Origin of the sequence: Larkinella soli (assembly GCF_003703975.1) — a bacterium.
GTDB classification, from domain to species: Bacteria; Bacteroidota; Bacteroidia; order Cytophagales; family Spirosomataceae; genus Larkinella; species Larkinella soli.
Map to the genome: position 1 here is coordinate 364,083 of NZ_QTJY01000002.1, position 18,343 is coordinate 382,425.

Annotated in this window: 13 protein-coding genes; all 13 read right to left on the bottom strand. The window is 59.7% G+C overall.

Annotated elements, in window-relative coordinates; translation table 11 throughout:
- Positions 1 to 131 precede the first annotated feature (131 nt).
- Positions 132 to 1,172: a FecR family protein gene (locus tag DX909_RS07755; RefSeq protein ID WP_128544574.1), complete on the bottom strand. Its 1,041-nt coding sequence runs from the start codon at positions 1,170 to 1,172 to the stop codon at positions 132 to 134.
- A 264-nt stretch (positions 1,173 to 1,436) separates the two neighbouring features.
- The gene (locus DX909_RS07760; protein WP_128544575.1) at positions 1,437 to 2,033 is read right to left on the bottom strand and encodes a sigma-70 family RNA polymerase sigma factor; all 597 of its coding nucleotides are present in this window, start codon (positions 2,031 to 2,033) and stop codon (positions 1,437 to 1,439) included.
- Positions 2,034 to 2,245: 212 nt separating this feature from the next.
- The gene (locus DX909_RS07765; RefSeq protein WP_128544576.1) at positions 2,246 to 2,605 is read right to left on the bottom strand and encodes a hypothetical protein; all 360 of its coding nucleotides are present in this window, start codon (positions 2,603 to 2,605) and stop codon (positions 2,246 to 2,248) included.
- A gap of 174 nt (positions 2,606 to 2,779) precedes the next feature.
- Complete coding sequence (locus DX909_RS07770; protein ID WP_128544577.1) at positions 2,780 to 3,895, bottom strand: acyltransferase family protein; 1,116 nt, start codon at positions 3,893 to 3,895, stop codon at positions 2,780 to 2,782.
- 603 nt (positions 3,896 to 4,498) lie between these two features.
- Positions 4,499 to 5,719, bottom strand: coding sequence for an N-acetylglucosamine-6-phosphate deacetylase (gene nagA / locus DX909_RS07775; RefSeq protein ID WP_128544578.1), 1,221 nt, complete (start codon positions 5,717 to 5,719; stop codon positions 4,499 to 4,501).
- A complete protein-coding gene (locus DX909_RS07780) occupies positions 5,676 to 7,061 on the bottom strand; it encodes a sugar MFS transporter (protein WP_128544926.1) in 1,386 nt (461 codons plus the stop codon). The genes nagA and DX909_RS07780 overlap by 44 nt, the downstream gene beginning before the upstream one ends.
- A gap of 39 nt (positions 7,062 to 7,100) precedes the next feature.
- Entirely contained in the window at positions 7,101 to 8,444 is a 1,344-nt protein-coding gene (locus DX909_RS07785) for a Gfo/Idh/MocA family protein (protein ID WP_128544579.1), read from the bottom strand.
- Between the two features lie 29 nt (positions 8,445 to 8,473).
- Complete coding sequence (locus tag DX909_RS07790) at positions 8,474 to 9,490, bottom strand: Gfo/Idh/MocA family protein (RefSeq protein ID WP_128544580.1); 1,017 nt, start codon at positions 9,488 to 9,490, stop codon at positions 8,474 to 8,476.
- A 41-nt stretch (positions 9,491 to 9,531) separates the two neighbouring features.
- On the bottom strand, positions 9,532 to 10,737 hold the full coding sequence (locus DX909_RS07795; protein ID WP_128544581.1) for an ROK family protein: 1,206 nt from the start codon (positions 10,735 to 10,737) through the stop codon (positions 9,532 to 9,534).
- Between the two features lie 30 nt (positions 10,738 to 10,767).
- Positions 10,768 to 12,540, bottom strand: a complete 1,773-nt coding sequence (locus DX909_RS07800; protein WP_128544582.1) for an SGNH/GDSL hydrolase family protein — start codon at positions 12,538 to 12,540, stop codon at positions 10,768 to 10,770.
- 137 nt (positions 12,541 to 12,677) lie between these two features.
- A complete protein-coding gene (locus DX909_RS07805) occupies positions 12,678 to 15,356 on the bottom strand; it encodes a PQQ-dependent sugar dehydrogenase (RefSeq protein ID WP_128544583.1) in 2,679 nt (892 codons plus the stop codon).
- 14 nt (positions 15,357 to 15,370) lie between these two features.
- On the bottom strand, positions 15,371 to 17,083 hold the full coding sequence (locus tag DX909_RS07810; protein WP_128544584.1) for an FAD-dependent oxidoreductase: 1,713 nt from the start codon (positions 17,081 to 17,083) through the stop codon (positions 15,371 to 15,373).
- Between the two features lie 5 nt (positions 17,084 to 17,088).
- Positions 17,089 to 18,339, bottom strand: a complete 1,251-nt coding sequence (locus DX909_RS07815; protein ID WP_128544585.1) for a sugar MFS transporter — start codon at positions 18,337 to 18,339, stop codon at positions 17,089 to 17,091.
- Positions 18,340 to 18,343: the final 4 nt, after the last annotated feature.

The window sequence follows — 18,343 nt, forward strand, 5'->3', positions numbered from 1 at the left end:
GAGCAGAGCGGGATCGGGGCGGAAATAACGGAGTAGTTCCGGCGTTTAGTTTTTTAAAAAAGTAGAAGTCGCCTGGTCATAAGATTTAAAGCTAGAGGGTTCATTAATAGTTGAAAAACGAGTGCCTGAGACTATAAACAACTACCTCCGGTAATGATAATTCGGGTACCTTTTATATCGAAGTTTGCCTTCAGGGCTGCGCAGATCACTTCCAGTTTAGTGTATAGGGACTGCTGGGTCAAATCGGCGGTGATGGGGCACGTCCGGATGCCTTCGTTTTCCACCACGATCTCGATCCCGTACGCAGCTTCCACTTCATTCAGGACGTCCGTCAGAGGTACGTCCTCGTACCGGAACAGGGTGGGTTTCACCACCTCCGTCGACATTTTCACCAGCAGGGGCATGGCGACGAGGCCGGTTACGAAATGGTTCTTATGGGGAAAATACGTTACCTTCTGGTTGGGCGTCAGCACGACGCGGCTGTCGGCGGGGTCGTCGGGATCCGAAGCCGCCCCGCTCCTCTTTTCCACCATCACTCTGCCGGTCAGCACGGCCACTTCCGTATCGCCCACCGACGACCGGATCGTAAAACTGGTTCCGAGGACCTTCGTAACGATGTCCCCCGCGTAGACGACAAAGGGTTTCTTCGGATTTTTCGTCACCTCGAACAGGGCGTTTCCGCTCAGATACACGATCCGGCGGTCGACGGCGAAGGGTTCGGCATACCGGACGCTGCTGCCGGGTTCGAGCCGGATGCGGCTTCCGTCTTCCAGCCGGACCATCCGGGTTACCTTTCCCGGATTGGCTTCTTCATGCAGGCCGGAAAGGGCGACGGGCGTCCGCTCCCAGCCGATCTGCTCCGGTAACTGCCGGGTCCGCAGCACCCACAGCAAACCGGCCGCCAGCACCACCGAGGCCGCAGCGGCCGGCATCCACGGCCGGCTGCGCCACCCGGGAACCATCCGGGCGGCCGGCGCTTCGACCGGCTCGGTCAGGGTGTTGATTCGGCTCCAGAGCAGGGCCTCCAGCTGCTCCTTCGACATTCCTTTCGGACCGCCGGGGTCTTCCTGTTCCAGTTCTTCATACCAGCGATCGACCAGCTCCCTTTCCTCAGGTGTGCAGGTACCGTTCAGATAGCGTTGAAGCAGGTCTAAAAATCCTTTCCGATCCATGAATATGGCTAACGATACGGTTGAATCCGGGCAATCGCTGGAAATCCTTCCTCTCTATCCGTTAAGTCACACGAAGAGGAAAAAACCGCAACTTATTATGAAGAGAAATCTGAAAATTTATATAAAAAAGAAGGCAGGGAAATAAACTTCTTATAATAATTATATACAAAAAAATAAACCAGCGAATCTCGCTGGTTTACCCGGTCAAACGTTTAGGATGTTAGTCAGGATTATATCGTTTCCGACGCTTTTCCGCGCCGTCGTTTATTGGGCGAGCCCGAAAAGAAAAAGGGTACACATCACAAAATCTTTCAGATGCAGACGAAGCGCCCGGACCGATTGGGTCAGATGGTATTCGACGGTGCGTTCGGGAACCTGAAGCCGATGGGCGATCTGTCGGACCGACTGGTTCTCCTCGCGATTCATCCGGAAGATCAACTGCGTTTTTTCCGGCAGCAGGGCTATGCTGCTGCGGACGGCATCGCTGAGTTCCTCATAGGCCAGCATCTCCTCCGTCCGGTGATCCGCTTCGGGGAGGGAAGCGCCGGCCTGCTGCTGGAAGCGGCTTTGCTGCAGGCGGCTTCTGATCTCGTTCAGCACCTTATATTTGACGGCTCCGAACAGGTAGTTGCGCAGCTCGTCGATCCGGGCGGTTTGCCGGCGCTCCCAGAGGTCCACAAATAGATCCTGGACAAGCTCTTCGGCCACCTCCTGCGATTGCAGTTTCCGGCGGGCCATCACCAGGAGCGGGTGCCAGTGCCGGAGGTAAATCTCTCTGAAAGCGCCATGATCCCCCTTCTGAAGAAGAATTACCAATAGTCCGTCGCTGAGCGTACCATATTCCCGGTGTGGAGCGTTCATTCCTGCCTAAAAAAGAGGTATCTTCTGAAATGTACTAAAAAATTCCATAATTAATATCGTAAGATTGCCATTTTCGGAAGGGTCAGCATCCTGCACTTACCTGTTTCGACGGCGAAAAATTCAGTATAATAGGTCAAGAAAACGGCCGGCTCCTCAGGAACCGGCCCGCGTGGGTCGGCCCGCGACCCGGAAGGGGGAGAGTGTCGATGCGCTCAGCGCGCCGACTGCAGGCGATAGGAAGAAACCGACAGGCCCATCGGCTTTGAAATAAGCAGCAGCTCCGTATTGAAATAGTCTTCGAACAGATCCTGAAGCTCGTGAACGTACTGCAGGTACCGGCGCGTGGCTACACAGACCCAGCAGTTCATGCCGGGAATCAGCCGGGCGTCTTCAAAAGTCCAGGAGTGGGCCGACGGATCGGGGCGGAACCCGAAGGCCGCCAGCCAGGCCTTGCTGAGTCGGATGGGTTGGGGACGGTTAGGAGGTTGAAGCGATTTGAGAACTTCTTCGGTTAATAAAGTTGGTTCGTTATGAATGTAATAGAACCGATCAGCTTTGGGTATAATTAACATTTGGAATACGTTGAGAAAATTGATTTCGTCAAGATAAACAGGAAAATAACCAAATGCTTAGTTGCACCGACAATTTTATTTAAGGGTATCTAAAATTCAAAGCCCCGGGTACGAAATGTCCCTTCCGGACGACGAAAACCGGTCGTCGCCGGCTCAATTCCCGTTCCGGCTAATTCAGCGTAGGCCGCTAATAGTCAGGCATTCCGACCGCCGTGCCGGTCGGTTGATTGCCCGAAGCAGCGGCTTTTCAATCCGCAGGTGAATCTGGATGCTAAACCAAACCAGGCTCACAAAAAGCAGCAGGTTAATCGTCAGTACCCAGGCATGAAAACCGAGCAGTTGCAGCGCGTGGGTGACGACCATGATGATGGGGATATGAATAAGATAAAGGACGTAGGAAGCATCTCCAATGTGCAGAAGCCATTGGGGATAAGTCAATCGGCCGAATCGTTCCCGATGAATCATTCCCAACAACAAAATAGTGACCGGTATTCCGAAACCAATCACTCGCCACCACACCTGATACGGCTGGATTAATTCTCCCGAAAGCGCAAATACCAGGGCTGCCAGAACCATACCGAAAGTGCTGATTCTAACCGTTCCGTTCTGAACCAGCAGGCAGCATATTACACCAAGGCAAAATTCCAGATTATAGGGGCTAATCAGGAAGTTTATCAACTCGGTATTCAGAAAAGTATATGGTCCTGAAAGGCTCAGCATTCCACCCAGAAGAGTAGCCGCCAATACGGCCAGAGGTACAGCCGCCAGTTGGCGGGAGAAAATCATCAGACCGAACAGAAGATAAAAATAGACCTCGTAACTTAAAGTCCAGGTAACCGGCAGGATACTCTCGTGGGTAGGAAGCAAAAAAAAGGCTTTTATAATTTCAGCCGCGTCGATCGGATACCGCAGCCATTGCAGAGAAGGGGCATAAAAATGCAGCCAGGTTAACAGCAGGCCGGCGCCGGAACCCACGATCCAGTAAATTGAAAAAATGCGGCCAAACCGCTTCCGAACGTACGGCAGAAGGCGCTCGGGGTGGCCGATATTCAAAGAATTGGTATACATGATGACAAAGCCGCTGACGATAAAAAACAGATCGACGCCCCCAAAACCGGATTTGAAACAACGCAGGAGAGGAGAATAAATACCGATCGATTCCATTTTAACGGAGAGATGGAATAAAGCTACCAGCAGACAGGCCACCGCCCGTAAAGCGCGAATCGATTCTATGGTTTTCGGAACGGTGACGGTTCGGGTTTCTTCATAGCTTTCCGCATAAGTGTTCATAATTCTTCATAAGACAGAGTGAGAAAATTTCAAAAATGCAGGCACGGAAAACCCTTGATCCTAAAGCGCGAGGGTCAGCGGTGAGACACAAAAGCAGGAAATAACGAAAAGGAATTAGAAGGAAGAGCGTCGTTTTTTATGAATAATTTTAAGGCTGATGTGGTTTATTTAACAGATCAGTTTTTAAAGTTTCCTATTCAAATATGTGTGCTATCCATATAGTTATTTTACCTCTATCGTTGACCAAGGTATGGCATTTATCGAAGGGATCAAAGGAGCCTTCCCTTCCCTGCAATGGCCTGCTCTGCTATTTTGTCTGAGAAAATAAGGCGGAAAACCGCCCCGATTAATTGCGGCTGACCGGCATTTAACCGAAGGTCATTTCGACAGGAGTTCAATATCTCAGCATGTTTTCGACTGATAATCAATTAATTCAATATTAAGTAAGATTATTTTTACTTCTTCCGCTTGCTTGTACCTGCATAACATCCGGTACAAAAAACGTTTCTAATGCCCGCAGACGGCATACCGGTAATCCCGAACGGGAAGTTATTTAGTGGTATTCCGACGTTAAGAAAAGGAGGACCGCACCGGGTCGAAAAATCACGCGGCCCCTATACGTTCCCGGGACCAGACCACCCTCCCGCCGATCAGGGTGTTCCGAACCCGCACCCCGTCGTCAAAGATGACCAGATCCGCATCCTTCCCCACCGCCAGCGACCCTTTGCGGTCGGCTACCCCCATAATGCGGGCCGGGGTGGTACTCATCATCCGGACGGCGTCGGGCAGCGGGACATCGGCCATCCGGATCATGTTCCGGACCAGCCGGTCGGCTGTGGCGACGCTGCCCGCAAAAGAACTGCGGTCGGGCAGCTTGGCGACCTCGTCCTCCACGATCACCCGCAGCCCGTCGCGCAGGCTGCCGAGGATGCTCTCGCCCGGCGGCATACCGGCCGCCCGCATGGCGTCGGTGATCAGGGCGGTCCGGTCGGGGCCTTTGATCTTATAAACCAGCTTCAGCAGCGGAGCGGGCAGATGCACCCCGTCGGCGATGATCTCCACATCCATTCCGTCGATCAGGTAGGCGGCCTCGATCACCCCGGCATACCGGAAGGCGTTCCGGCGCGTGACGCCCGACATGGCGCTGTAGAGGTGGGTTGCTAGGCTGTAGCCGTTGTCGAAGGCCTCCAGCACGTCCTCGTATATAGCGTCGGTATGAGCCACGGCCGCCAGCACCCCATTCGACCGCAGGTACCGCCCGAACTCCATGGCTCCCTTCAGTTCGGGAGCCGCGCTCCAGCGGGCAATGGAGGAGGAATAGGCCAGAATCTCCCGGTATTCGTCGGGATCGGGCGGGCGGATGTAGCGCGGGTCCTGCGCCCCCCGCTGGCTCAGGGCAAAATACGGGCCTTCGAGATGGATCCCCAGAAACTGCGCTCCCTTCGTGTTCTGCCGATGGGCGCGCTCGTAGGCGTCCAGCGTCTGGAGAAGGTCGTCTTTTCCGGCCGTGAGCGTGGTCGGAATCATCGCGGTGGTTCCATAGCGGGCGTGTAGTTCGGCCACCGCTAGAAAGGCGGTTTCGGTACCGTCCATGAAGTCGTGGCCGCCCCCGCCGTGGACATGAATGTCGATGAAGCCCGGGGCCACCCAGCAGCCGCCCGCGTCGATTTCAGGCACGCCGGGAAGCTCGGGGTTGCCGGCCTCGATGCCGATGATCTTTCCTTCTTCAAGAATCAGCGTCCCGTTCGGTATTACCCGGAAGGGTGTAATGATCCGGCCGTTAACGATTTTCGTGCGCGGGGGTGGTCCGGGCAGTGGTTCCATCTCCAAAAGATTGAGCGCGGGAAAGCGTCCACCGGCGGATCTTATGCCCGTAGTACGCGTAAAACATCAGATACAGGTAGCAGGGCAGCAGCACCCAGTAGGCCGACCGCAGGCCGAAGCGGTCGGCAAAAAAGCCGTAAAACAACGGCAGGATGGCGTTGCCGCTCAGGCCCATGATCAGGAGGGCGGCCGCCAGCTTGGTAAACCGGCCCAGACCGTCGAGCGCCAGGGGCCAGATGCCCGCCCAGATCAGCGAGTTGGCCAGCCCCAGCCCGACCACGAACCAGATCGACACGTCGGCCCGGTGGCCCAGCAGGGTCACCGTCCCTCCCGCCAGCACGATCCCCAGGGTGAGAAACGCGCCCAGCGTGGCGCAGAACCGAAACGTGTTGACCTGACTGACAAACCGGGGAATCAGGGAAATACCGACCAGATAACCGCAGATGGTGGCCGCCAGCGTATACGACGGAAACACTTTGGCCTCCAGCAGGTCGATGCCCATCGAGCCGGCATAACCGATGATGGTGTCGATGGCGATGACCTGACTGCCGACGTGCAGAAAAATCGCGACGGCCCCCAATACCGCCTGCGGAAACTGGAAGATGCTGCTTTTGCCGGAATTGGCCGCGGCCACCTCCCCCGTTTCGCGGTCGGTATCGATCTCGGGGAGGGGTGAAAACCGCACGAACAGACCCAGCCCGATCAGCACGAAGCCCATGACGGTATAGGGTGGAATGACGCGCCGGATCAGGGCGTCGAGGGCCGCGCTTTTTTGTCCGGCCGTCATGGTCGGCAACTGGCTGAACAGGTCGGTATCGGTGGCTTTCAGGATGACGGCGGCAAACAGCAGGGGCGCCAGAATACCGGCGGCCTTGTTGCAGATGCCCATCATGCTGATGCGCTGGGCGGCCCGTTCCTGCGGCCCCAGTACGGTGATGTACGGGTTGGCGGCCGTCTGCAGAATCGCCAGGCCGATCCCGATCAGGAACAGGCCGAGCAGAAACACCTCGTACGTCCGCGTCAGGGCCGCCGGAATGAAGGTAAATGCTCCCACTGCCATGACAAAGAAGCCGGTCATCATGCCCCGCTTGAAGCCGAGCGACTTCAGCAGGTACGACGAAGGCACCGACATGACGAAGTAGGAAATGTAGAAGGCGAACGTGACCAGATACGATTGAAAGTTGGTCAGTTCGCAGGCGATTTTAAAGTACGGAATCAGGATGGCGTTCACCCAGGTCACGAACCCGAAGATGAAGAACATCATTCCGATAATCAGGATCGACACGGTGGTTCCCCGCTTGCTCAGGGAGCCGACCTCCACGGCCGCCGACTGGTTGCTCATGCTGCTGCTGGTTGAAGGGCGTTGCGTTCGGTTCACTTCTCAGACGGTCGGTTCCCAGCCCGACTGGTACTCGCGGCCCCAGAGCTGCTGCGCCTGCGGGTTGTTTTTGATATGGCCGTTGGCCGGATCAAGGTGCAGGGTTTCGCCCACCCGGAGGGCGATGTTCCCCAGCTGTGCCAGCAGGGTGCTCTGGTGCCCGCCCACGATCTCGGCCGCCAGCGGAGTGCCTTTTTTGATCCCGTCGAAGAAGTTCTGGATATGCAGGGCGTCCAGCGCCTGCGAGGGGTTCATTTTGTCGCGCGGGTCGATGACGAGGTCGTTTTTAACGTCCTTCACCACCTTGTTGTCAAGGTCGAAGATCTTGTAGGAGTTGCCGCCGTCGAGCAGCAGAGACCCTTTTTCGCCGTAAAACATCACCCCGACGCTGGAGCCTTCGACCGTGCGGCCGTTGCAGCTCCGCCCCTCCCAGCTCATGGTGGTATTGTTGGCGAAATCGAGGTTGATCACCTGCGTGTCGGGCGTTTCCCAGTCGTCTTTGTACCGAAACCGCCCGCCGGACGAGCTGACCCTGGTCGGATACTCGACGCCCAGACCCCAGCGCATCAGGTCGAGCATGTGGGTGCCGTTGTTGAGGGCTTCGCCGGTGCCCCAGTTCCAGAGCCAGTGCCAGTTGTAGTGGATCAGGTTGTCTTTGAACGGCTTGCGGGGGGCCGGCCCCTGCCAGAGGTCGTAGTTGAGCCACGCCGGCACGGCCACCTCCTTCCCGACGCCGATGGAGGCCCGGTTATTGGTGTACCAGCCTTTGGCGAAATACGGCCGGCCGATGGCCCCGGCTTTCAGGGCGTCGATACCGGCCACCACGTTCGGCCACGACCGTCGCTGATTGCCCATCTGAATGACGTTGCGGTATTTTTTCGCGATCGCCACCAGCATCTCGCCCTCGTTCGGGTTGTGGCTGCACGGTTTTTCGAGGTAGACGTGCTTGCCGGCTTTGGAGGCCAGGATAGCGGCCGGGGCATGCCAGTGGTCGGGCGCGGCCACCACCAGCGCGTCCATGTTCTTATCTTCCAGCGCCCGCCGGAAATCCGGCTGTGCCTTCGGTTTCGACTTCTGGGTGGTCTCGACGGTAGCGATGCACTTGTCGGCCGCCCGCGAATCGACGTCCGAGACGGAAATCACTTCGCAGTTCGGCTGGAGGGCAAAGTTGGTCGCCAGGGCCAGCCCCCGGCTGTTGACGCCCATCATCCCGACCCGCACGCGCTCGTTGGCGCCGAGGATCCGGGCATAGCTGCCGGCGCTGAAACCGGGCAGCACCCCGCCCACGGTCAGCACGGTGGTGCCGGCCAGGGTATTCCGGAGAAATTGACGACGAGAGGAATTCATATCTGGAAAAGGGTTTGGGTCTGTTGGATTCAGGCTTTTTTGGCTTTGGCCAGCACCTCGGCCAGCTGGACGGCCGTACCGCCCCGGCGCTTGCTTTCGTCGGCGGCTTCCATGAAGGTAAAGATTTCCAGCGTTTCTTCGGGCGAAACCGGCACGTTTCCGGTTTCAAAAAACCGGATGATCTCTTTCAGCAGCGGGTTATAACCGCCGTACGGCCCCAAAACCACGTTGCCGTTTTTGGTATACGCCGTACCGCCATATTCGTGCCTGCCGGTCCGGGTGCCGCGGAACGTGCCGACACGGCCGTCCTCCCAGGTGCCCACGACGATGTCGGTATCGGGCGTGTTGACGCGGACGACGCTTTTGCAGCCCCGGCCCATCACCGTGAACAGCGTTTCGACGCCGTGGATGCCGTACCAGAACAGGTCGGGGTGGGTTTTCTCCAGCACCGCCGGGCTGTAGGTATCCGCCCCCACGACCTGGCTTTTGTCGAGCCCCTCGATGCCCTTGATGTAGCGCAGCGACGAGGCCGAAAAGGTCGGAGTTTTGTATTTCCGCGACGCGTCGAAGATGGCGACGACGTCGCTGAGCGAGGCCGCGATGGGTTTGTCGATGAATACCCGCTTGCCGGCCCTAAACACTTTCTCGACCTGCTCGCGGTGCAGCCGTCCGTCGTTGGTTTCCAGCAATACCGCATCGACCCTGCCGAGCAGTTCGTCGATGGAGCCGACGATTTCCACGCCCATTTTCTTCACGTCTTCCGTATACCCGGCGATGCGTTTGACGCTGGATTCGATGTCGTTGCTGCCCTTCGGGTAGGCCGCCACCACCTTGTAACCGCTCCAGTCGGCCCCGGCGGAAGGGCTGTTGAGTTCCTTCGTAAAGGCAATGCTGTGGGAGGTGTCCAGACCGATGATGCCGATCCGTTTGCCTTCGGCCGGGCGTCCGAAAGCCAGGGAAGGGACGGAAAGACCGGCGATCCCGAGACCGGCCCCGGCGGAAGCCGTCAGGCCGAGAAAGTTTCTTCGATTCAGGGTTTGGCTCATTGGGTATCTATCTGTTTCATAGCCTGTCAGGGGCTATTCGGCTACATAAGTGACAGTAAGCGGTTCCGCACGAGCAGACAGGCGCCGATCAGGCCCGCCTGTTCGCCCAGGGTCGACATCTTCAGCTGGGTGTCGTTGTTGACCAGGCTCAGCGAATATTTGTTGAGGGCGGTTTTGACCGGCAGCCGGATGTAATCCTCGGTAACCGCCAGGCTTCCGCCCAGAACCACCAGTTCGGGGTTGAAGACGTTGATCAGGAAGGCGATGCCCCGCCCCAGGTTCTCGCCGATCCGGGCGATGAGTTCGATGGCCAGCACGTCGTCGTTCCGGGCGGCCTGGATGATGTCGTCCATGCCGACGTCTTCCGGATCGGGAAACTGCTGACTCAGCACCGACGACGACCCTTCCCGCAGCTTTTCCCGGAACATCCGCGTCAGCGCCCAGCCCGACGCTTCGGTTTCCAGACAGCCCTTCTTGCCGCAGCGGCAGAGCAGTTCGTTGTCGAAGATCGGAACGTGGCCCAGTTCGCCCGCATAGCCGGATTTGCCGTAATAGGGCTTGCCGTTGATCAGAATGCCGACGCCGACCCCGTAGTCGAGGTTCAGAAACAGCACGTCCTTTTCCGTTCCGACCACCCCGGAGCAGTATTCCCCGTAGGCCATGGCCCGGGAGTCGTTTTCCAGGAATACCCGGATGCCGACCCGGCTTTCGATGGTTTCGGCCAGCGGCTGGTCATCGAAATGAAAAAAGCTGTAACTGTAGCCGGTGGCGAAGTTGATCCGGCCCGACAGGTTGATGCCGATGCCCAGGATCTTTTCCCGCGAAACCGCCGACTCCTTCAGAAACGCTTCGATGGTTCCGCACAGGCTTTCCAGCGACTCGGCCGTATTGTCGAGGTGGTAAGGAACCCGCTCGGCCACCCGGACCAGCTGATTGCGGAGGTCCGACAAGCCGAGGTTGATGTGACTCTGCTTCACGTCCACCCCCACAAAAAAGGCCGAATCCGACACCAGACCGTACAGGCTCGGCTTGCGGCCGCCCGTCGAATCCACCTTGCCGTTGTCCCGGACCAGCCCCTCCGCCATCAACTCCCCCACCAGCGCCGTCACCTTCGGGACGCTGATGGTCAGGTTCTTACTGATGTCCGGAATCGTGGCTCTGCCGACCGTGGCAAAATACCCCAGCACCCGTCGTTTGAAATGCTGGCCCTTCGCACTGACCTTAAAACCATTGGCGGCTTTATCCATACTCAATAATTTCGTCTAAATTCTTCCTTCCTACTTCAGATATGGGGAAAGTTTCTCCGCCAGCTTCCGGTAACCGGCCGCGTTGGGGTGCAGCCCGTCCGAAAACAGCGACTCGTCGATGCGGCCCTCCGCATTCAGGAAGACCGTTCCGGGATTGGCGTAGGTCACGTCCAGTTCCCCGCAGGCCCGCGCGATGCTTTCGTTGAGGCCGGCCACGCGGGTTTCTTCCTTCCGGCGGGGCAAAAGGCCGATCAGCACCACCCCGGCCCCCGGCTGGCGGGCTTTCACAGCTAGGACGAGCAGTTTCAGCCCGGCCACGATCTCGGCATCCGAATTCAGGCCGATGTTGTTCGTACCGATCATGATCAGCACTCTGGCGGCCTTATACCCGTCGAGTTCGTCGTGGTAGACCCGCCAGAGCACATTCTCGACCCGATCCCAGCCGTAGCCGAGGTTCATGACGCCCTGCGGAGCCATGACGGCCTCCCAGGAATCGCTGCCGGTGGTGATGGCGCTTTTCGGTTCCCTGCCCCAGAAATGCGTAATGGAGTTTCCCAGAAATACCGCCCGGGGCGGTTTGGCTTTGATCTGCGCCAGGATGGACTGATGCCGGGCGTCCCAGTCGTAGATATTGGCGTCACGGTACTGGATACACGGTTTCATCGTATCGTACGGGCCGGTCGGTTCGTTCAGGATGGTGCGGAGGCTGCGCTCATAGGCATCGGCATACTGCTGCATGCCGAGGTCCGAGGGGTGCGTGCCGTCCACCATCGCGTCCTGATCCAGCGCGATCTCCGAAAACGGCAGCAGATACAGCCGGTCGATGCCCTCGGCCTTCAGCTGGGCGAACGTCTGCCGCAGCAGTTCGTTGGCTTCGGTGTAGTATTTTTTTCGGACGGGGCTGATGCCGCCTTCCGTATACCCGGCGTGTTCGACCAGCAGGATGGGCGTTGCGGGCCGTTTCTGCCGCAGCAGCCGCACGGCCTCCACATACCGCTTCCGGATTTCCTCCGCGGGTATGTTGACCGTCGAGATCAGGTTCGGCAGGCAGTCGATGACGAACACTTTGGCGTCGATCTCCGGCAGAAAGCCGACCATCTCCGGCTCCATGCGGCCGTTGCCCGAAAAGCCGAGGTTGATGACCGGCCGGTCGAGTTTTCGACCGAGAATGGCGGTCCAGGCCATGCCCGGACGGGATGCGCAGGCCCCCTGCGCGATGGAAGTGCCGTAAATCACCACCGGCTTGTCCATCCGGACTGGCAGCGGGCTGAAGGCCACTCCTTTCGGCACGCCGATCCGCAGCCATTTGACACCGTTGTAGAGGGGGAGATACAGCCGGTATTCGCGGCCTTTCTGGTGATACCGATCATTGGCTTCCAAATCCGGAAACCGGTAGCGGACGGTATCGCCAAAGCTATATTTTCCGGCACACCACCGCCAGTCCCCGTCGGCGTTCAGGGCGTAGAGATCCACCCCGCTGACCCCGGTAGCCGGCATATGCGGCATGGCGTGGTTGCCCGTGGTGCCATACTCGACCACCACCTGATCGGTCGTGGCCCGAAACCGGATCATCAGACCGGCGCCCTGCCGCGACAGCCGCCAGACCACATCCCGCACCTTGCCCTCGGCCCGGCCCGGCAGCCGGTCATACGGCAGTTTGCGTTCTTTCGGCCAGGCCTGCCCCTCGATCACCGGCTCCGGATGTTCGGCCGGGTTCCACCAGCTCAGCTCCACGGGCGGGGTCTGGGCCAGAAGGGGGAGATTCAGTAAGAGAAAGCAAAGGCGGATCAGGTTGTTTTTCATAACGGTTCAGGAATTTTAACCACCCCCCTACCCCCTCCTTACCAAGGAGGGGAGTGCGCTGCCCGGTTAGTTCCCCTTGAAGGGCTGGGGTTATATCACCCCCTCCTTGGTAAGGAGGGGGCCGGGGGGTGGTTTACTTATCTCTCAAACATCACCCAGTCCAGCTGGAACAGTTCCTTCCGGCCGGCGTCGGGGTTCACGAACACGAAATACAGGTCGTGCAGCCCGGCCGTCGGTTTCACCGGGGCCGCCCGGTCCATCCAGCCGTCGGCGGCTTCGGTGACCGGACCCGCCGGAATGTCCAGCGAACTGACGACCGGCCCCTGCGGGCTGTCGAGGTGGACCTCCAGCCGGCCGCCTTCCCCCTGCGGCCGCACCCGGAACCGGAGATGGGCGACCTGCGTCAGATCGAGCTGACCGAATTTGACGAAACCGCCCGGCAACAGCCGGCGGATGTAGGACACGAAGCCGGTATTGGCGGTGGCGATCACCACGCCCACCCGGCCCTCGTCGTAATCCTCCATCTCCAGTTTCGGATACCGCAGCACGAGGTGGCGGCTGGTCGTCAGGGGTTCGATGCCGAGCGCGCCTTTGTCCCGGTAGCTCGCCATGAGCACGTAGGCGCCCCCGTTGCCCTTTCCTTCGTGATCGGTCAGCGGCAGTTTCCCCTTCAGGGGAAGCTGCACCGGCTGCTCGCTCATCGACAGGATGTAGCGCACCATTTCCTGGGCTTCCTGTACGGGCAGGTCGGGGTGGGCCGACATCTGGTAGGTGCCCCAGACTCCGCTGCCGCCTTTGATCACTTTCTGCGCCAGCTGATCGACCGCCCCGGTTTTGCCCTTATAGCGGTTCGATATGGCTTTCAGGCTCGGACCGATGGAGGCCGTTTCCACCGCGTGGCAGGCCTTGCAGTCCGACCCTTTGAACAGCTTTTCCCCCTGGACGTGCTGCACCACCGCCCCCGAGCCGCCGGCCAGCGCACTCGCCAGGTCGTTGCCGTGTTCGAGGTAGGTGAACGAAACCGCCGTCCGGGCCGGGTCGATGGTGCCGTCCTCCGGGTCGGTGATCCGTACCTGATAGTCGAGGCTGCCCTTGTCCCAGTAAAAGGTCCGGTTGGCGCTGGTGCTGAGCTGCACCGTCGGGGGGGTATTGCCCACTTTCACCTGGATGGTGGCGATGCCTTCCCCGCCCTGCGGATCGCCGGCCGTCAGGGTGACGTTGTAGACGCCCGGTTTGGTGAAGGTATGCACCACGTCTTTTCCGCTGACTTTTTGATTGCCGATCTGCCAGGCAAACGTCAGCGCGTCGCCGGGATCGTAGTCTCTGGAGCGGGCGGCCGAGAGCGTCACCTTCAGCGGGGCGGCCCCGTAGACCTTATCCACCTGAATATCGGCGATGGGGTTGCGGTTACCCTCGGCGTATTCGATCCGGATCAGCCCGGCGTCGGTATTTTTGGCGAACCAGTTGGTACCATAGGCGAGCAGGTAGATGGAGCCGTCCTGGTTGAACTGCATATCGATCGGGGCGACCGGCTTCAGGTGGCTCAGGAACGGCTCCATGCCGACATAATTGCCGTCTTTGTCGAGCGTAACGGCCATGATCCACCGGCGGATCCATTCGAAAATGAACAGTTTACCGTCGTAATAGGCGGGCAGGCGGTATTTAGCCCCTTCGAACCGGTCGCGGTAATAAACCGGCCCGGCCATGGCGCTGGCGCCCCCTCTCCCGACCAGCGGAAACCGTTTGGATGCCTGTTTGCCGTACCAGATCATGGCCGGCTGGGCAGGCGGCAGTTCTTTGACGCCGGTATTGTGCGGGGAGTTGTTGACCGGGCGCTGCGGGTCCTGCTTCGGTCCCTCCTGTTTGGTGGCGAAGTCGTATTTCGGAAAGCCTTCGTTGTTGCCCAGAAAATACGGATACCCGAAAAAGCCGGGCTTCCGGGCCTGGTTGATCTCGTCGTAGTTCATCACCCCCTCCAGCGACGGCACTTCCGAATCCGGCCCGACATCACCCCAGTAGACATAGTTCGTCTTCGGATCGACCGACACCCGGAAAGGGTTGCGGACGCCCATCACGTAGATTTCCGGCCGTCCTTTGGAACCGTCTTTCGGAAACAGGTTGCCGTCCGGGATGGTGTAGCTGCCGTCGGGTTCGGGTTTGATACGCAGGATTTTACCGCGCAGGTCGTTGCTGTTGGCCGTCGAAGCCTGATCGTCGGAGAGTTCGCGGCCGGGCCGTTCGTCGGTGGGATTGTGGCCTTCGATTTCCTCGGCGTTGGTATTGTCGCCGGTCGAGAGATAGAGCAGGCCGTCGGGGCCGAAGGTAAGGTAGCCCGCCGAGTGGCAGCAGTATTTTCGCTGGGTTTTCACTTCCAGCAGCACTTTTTTCGAGGCTTCGACCAGCCGGTCGCCCTGGAGTTCATACCGGACCAGCTGGCTCACCCAGCGGTCACCGCCCACGCCGTAGTAGAAATACACCCAGTGGTTGGTTCTGAAATCCGGGTCGGCGGCCACGCCCAGCAGCCCGTCCTCGATCCCGCTGAACACGTTGAACTTCGCGATGGTTTTCACCTCCTTCGACGAGGCTTCGTAGAGCCTGACCCCGCCCTTCCGCTCGACGATCAGCACGTCGTTGTTGGGCAGGATGGCCATCTCCATCGGCTCGTCCAGCCCCTGCACCAGCATCATGGGCGTAAACCGGCTGCTGTCGGGCGGGGTGTCGGCCGGCGTCCCGAAGCGGACCCGAACGTGATTTCGCTCGGCCGTAAAGGCGAACGAGAAGGCCGTAATCAATAAAATGGAAGGAAAGAGTTTCATAGGGTTAGTCAGGGTTAGGCCGCGGGCCAGTGGGTTTCGATGCCGAGCGACCGGATGCGTCGCTGAAAGTCGTCCAGCAGGGGTTTCTGTTCGCGCACCGCCCGCGGAATGACCTTTTTCTCAAGGGCATAAGCCGCCAGCAGTCCCACCGACTCGCCGATGCTCCACTCGACGGGATGCAGGCGGTAACAGCCGTTGGTGATGTGGGTGGTGCCGATGTTCTTGCAGGCCGGCAGCAGGTTCTCCATGCGCCGGGGCAGCAGCGCCCCCAGCGGAATCTGGAACGGCAGCGACGGGAAGTCGATGTAGTTGTTGCCGCGGCTGCTCGGGTGCAGGTCGATGTGGTAATAACCGACGCCGACGCTGTCGTAAAAGTCGGCCGCGCGGGTTTCGGCCTTCCCGGTGATCCGGGCGCGGTTGGCCGCCCCGACGTGTTCTTCCAGCACTGTGAACAGTGCCCGGATGCGCCGGGATTCGCGCACGTACGGGTATTTCGCCAGGCCGTCATCGGTGCCCATGATGTCGGGGCGCAGGCGCAGGCCGGGCCAGCCCTGCCCGCCGTCCGGGCGGGGTGCTTCGGTTTGCAGCCAGTAAAGCAGGGAAAGGCTCAGCTGCTTTCCGCCGTCGACGTGCTTTTTGAACTCCTTCTCGCTCACGCCCACCAGGTTCCCCAGAGAATAATCGTTCTGGGGCCAGTTGACGCTGGTGATGTCACCGGGGAAGAAGCCGGGCTGGAAGTTGGCCCGGCTGATGATCCGGCGATAGTTCCAAAGGTTGAGTTTATCCCCCAGCGAGATGCCTTCGGGATGAAAACCGAGCGCCTTCGGAACCAGCGTCGAGGGCGTCGGATACATCAGGTCGAGCAGGCGGCCCGACCAGGCCGGGGTCATTTTCGGGGTAAAATTCCGCCAGAAATCGTAGTCCTTCGGCTTGTCGATCACGTGGTTGGCGCCCGGGATGTAGTCCATGGCGAAGCAGACCGTAAACGCCTGCTGGTTGTCGGGGTCGGCCTTTTCGGGAGCGTGCAGTTCTCGGGTTTCCTGCCGCGACTCGGTGCCGGTGACGAACTCCGTGCCGGTCAGGGGCAGCAGGTCGCCCAGTTCGGTCGCATCGGCAAAATAAGGCGCCGACAGCACGACTTCCCGCCCACTGCGCAGGTCCAGTGCCTTCAGGGCGCGGACCCGGTCGCCGGTCACGTCCGCACCGGTGATTTTATGCTCCAGCAGTAGGGTCAGTTTGCCCGCGCTGAGGTAAGGGGCGAGCAGGGCGTTCAGCACCGCCAGGGCTGCGCGGGGCTCGTGGCAAAGCCGGGAAACCGACCCGTTGCCGGGGTTGAGCTGATCCGTTTTGGCGGATTCGACGAGCGGGTAAGCCCGGATATAATGATCCCGCACGGCCGTCCGGAACCCCCGGTACATCCGCGTAGCCCCGTGGGTTTCGATCCATTGATGTTCATCGGGCGGCACGCCCTGCTGGGTGATTTGCCCGCCGATCCAGTCGGTTTCTTCCGTCAGGATGACCGTCAGGCCGCTGCGCAGGGCCGCCAGTGCTGCGGCCACCCCGCCCAGCCCGCCCCCGGCAATGACCAGGTCGGCGGCCCGGTCGTCGCGGGTCCGGGAGGTTACCCGTCGTTCGGTAGTTCCCTGTGCGGAAGCCGGACCGCTCAGCCCGACGGCCGCAGCCCCGGTGCCGATGGTCAGGTTTTCAATAAAATGTCTTCGGTTCATAGGATTCAGGACCCGGAGCCGCTCCGGTTCGTCTTATAGCCGTCGAGGCCATAAAACAGAATGTAAATATAACAAAGCATGGGCAGGCTGAACGCTACGGCCCAGCCCGAAAGGTCGATCAGGACGCCCTGAAAATAAGACACCACCGCCCCGCCGGCAATGGCCGTCGACAGCAGGCCCGACGCCCGGGTGGTGTACCGGCCCAGTCCGCTGACGGACAGTGAAAAGATAATGGCGAACATGACGGAATTGAACAGCCCCACGGCAATCAGAGACCAGACGGCGACGTAACCGGCCGTGCCGACCGAGACTCCGATCAACAGGAAAGCCGCTGCGGCACAGAAAGCCAGCGCGTTCTGTGGCCGGATGCGCTGGAGCAGCCAGGCCCCCGCCAGCCGGCCGACGAGCATCCCGCCCCAGTAAAAGGAAACGAACCCGTTGGCTTCCGACTCCGGGATGGCGAGCGTATCGGCGATGTAATTGGTCAGAAAGGTGCCGACGGTTACCTCCGCCCCCACGTAGAAAAAAATACCGCCGATGCCGAACCGCAGATTCCGGAACCCGAACATACTCCGGGGTTCCGCTTCGGTTGAATCCGGTTTGGCCGGCCCGACGGCGGGAAGCCGGAGCCGCCCCACCGCCAGCGCAATGACCAGGAGCAGGGCCGCAATGCCGAGATAGGGATACCGGACAGCCTCGCTTCCGGCCTGCGCCTGCCGGAGCGGGCCGAGAAGAAACCAGGCGCCGAAGACCGGGGCCGTGGTGGTGCCGACCGACCCTACCCCCTGAATGAGCGTCAGCCGGGAGGAGGCCGTGCGGGCCGGGCCAAGAACGGTGATGTAGGGATTGGCGGCCACCTGAAGCAGCACGATGCCGACGGCGAGAATGAACAGGGCGGCCAGAAACAGGGAATATTCGTGAAGCAGGGAGGCCGGATAAAACAACAGCGCCCCCACGGCCGCCATCCCGAAACCGGCCACCATCCCGCGTTTATAGCCGGTTTTCCCGACGATCCTTCCCGCCGGAACCGACATGAGTCCGTAGGTCAGGAAGAAATAAAACTGCACCAGCGACGACTGGGCGTAGCTGAGACTGAACCCCTTTTTGAAAAACGGCACCAGCGTATCGTTCAGGCAGGTGATGAAACCCATCATGAAATACAGCACCGACAGCGAAATCAGGGCCGGGGTGTAGGAGCGGCTTTCCGGATCGGCGGTGGCCGGAAGACCGGCCGTTCGGGCGGGGAGGTGGGCCATAGGG

What these genes read in the sequence shown, in the direction of transcription:
- DX909_RS07795 (WP_128544581.1), bottom strand. Translation starts at nt 10,737, where the DNA reads ATGGATAAAGCCGCCAATGGTTTTAAGGTCAGTGCGAAGGGCCAGCAT.
- DX909_RS07780 (WP_128544926.1), bottom strand. Translation starts at nt 7,061, where the DNA reads ATGAGCAACCAGTCGGCGGCCGTGGAGGTCGGCTCCCTGAGCAAGCGG.
- DX909_RS07785 (WP_128544579.1), bottom strand. Translation starts at nt 8,444, where the DNA reads ATGAATTCCTCTCGTCGTCAATTTCTCCGGAATACCCTGGCCGGCACC.
- DX909_RS07805 (WP_128544583.1), bottom strand. Translation starts at nt 15,356, where the DNA reads ATGAAACTCTTTCCTTCCATTTTATTGATTACGGCCTTCTCGTTCGCC.
- DX909_RS07815 (WP_128544585.1), bottom strand. Translation starts at nt 18,339, where the DNA reads ATGGCCCACCTCCCCGCCCGAACGGCCGGTCTTCCGGCCACCGCCGAT.
- DX909_RS07790 (WP_128544580.1), bottom strand. Translation starts at nt 9,490, where the DNA reads ATGAGCCAAACCCTGAATCGAAGAAACTTTCTCGGCCTGACGGCTTCC.
- DX909_RS07770 (WP_128544577.1), bottom strand. Translation starts at nt 3,895, where the DNA reads ATGAACACTTATGCGGAAAGCTATGAAGAAACCCGAACCGTCACCGTT.
- DX909_RS07800 (WP_128544582.1), bottom strand. Translation starts at nt 12,540, where the DNA reads ATGAAAAACAACCTGATCCGCCTTTGCTTTCTCTTACTGAATCTCCCC.
- DX909_RS07810 (WP_128544584.1), bottom strand. Translation starts at nt 17,083, where the DNA reads ATGAACCGAAGACATTTTATTGAAAACCTGACCATCGGCACCGGGGCT.
- DX909_RS07755 (WP_128544574.1), bottom strand. Translation starts at nt 1,172, where the DNA reads ATGGATCGGAAAGGATTTTTAGACCTGCTTCAACGCTATCTGAACGGT.
- nagA (WP_128544578.1), bottom strand. Translation starts at nt 5,719, where the DNA reads ATGGAACCACTGCCCGGACCACCCCCGCGCACGAAAATCGTTAACGGC.
- DX909_RS07760 (WP_128544575.1), bottom strand. Translation starts at nt 2,033, where the DNA reads ATGAACGCTCCACACCGGGAATATGGTACGCTCAGCGACGGACTATTG.
- DX909_RS07765 (WP_128544576.1), bottom strand. Translation starts at nt 2,605, where the DNA reads ATGTTAATTATACCCAAAGCTGATCGGTTCTATTACATTCATAACGAA.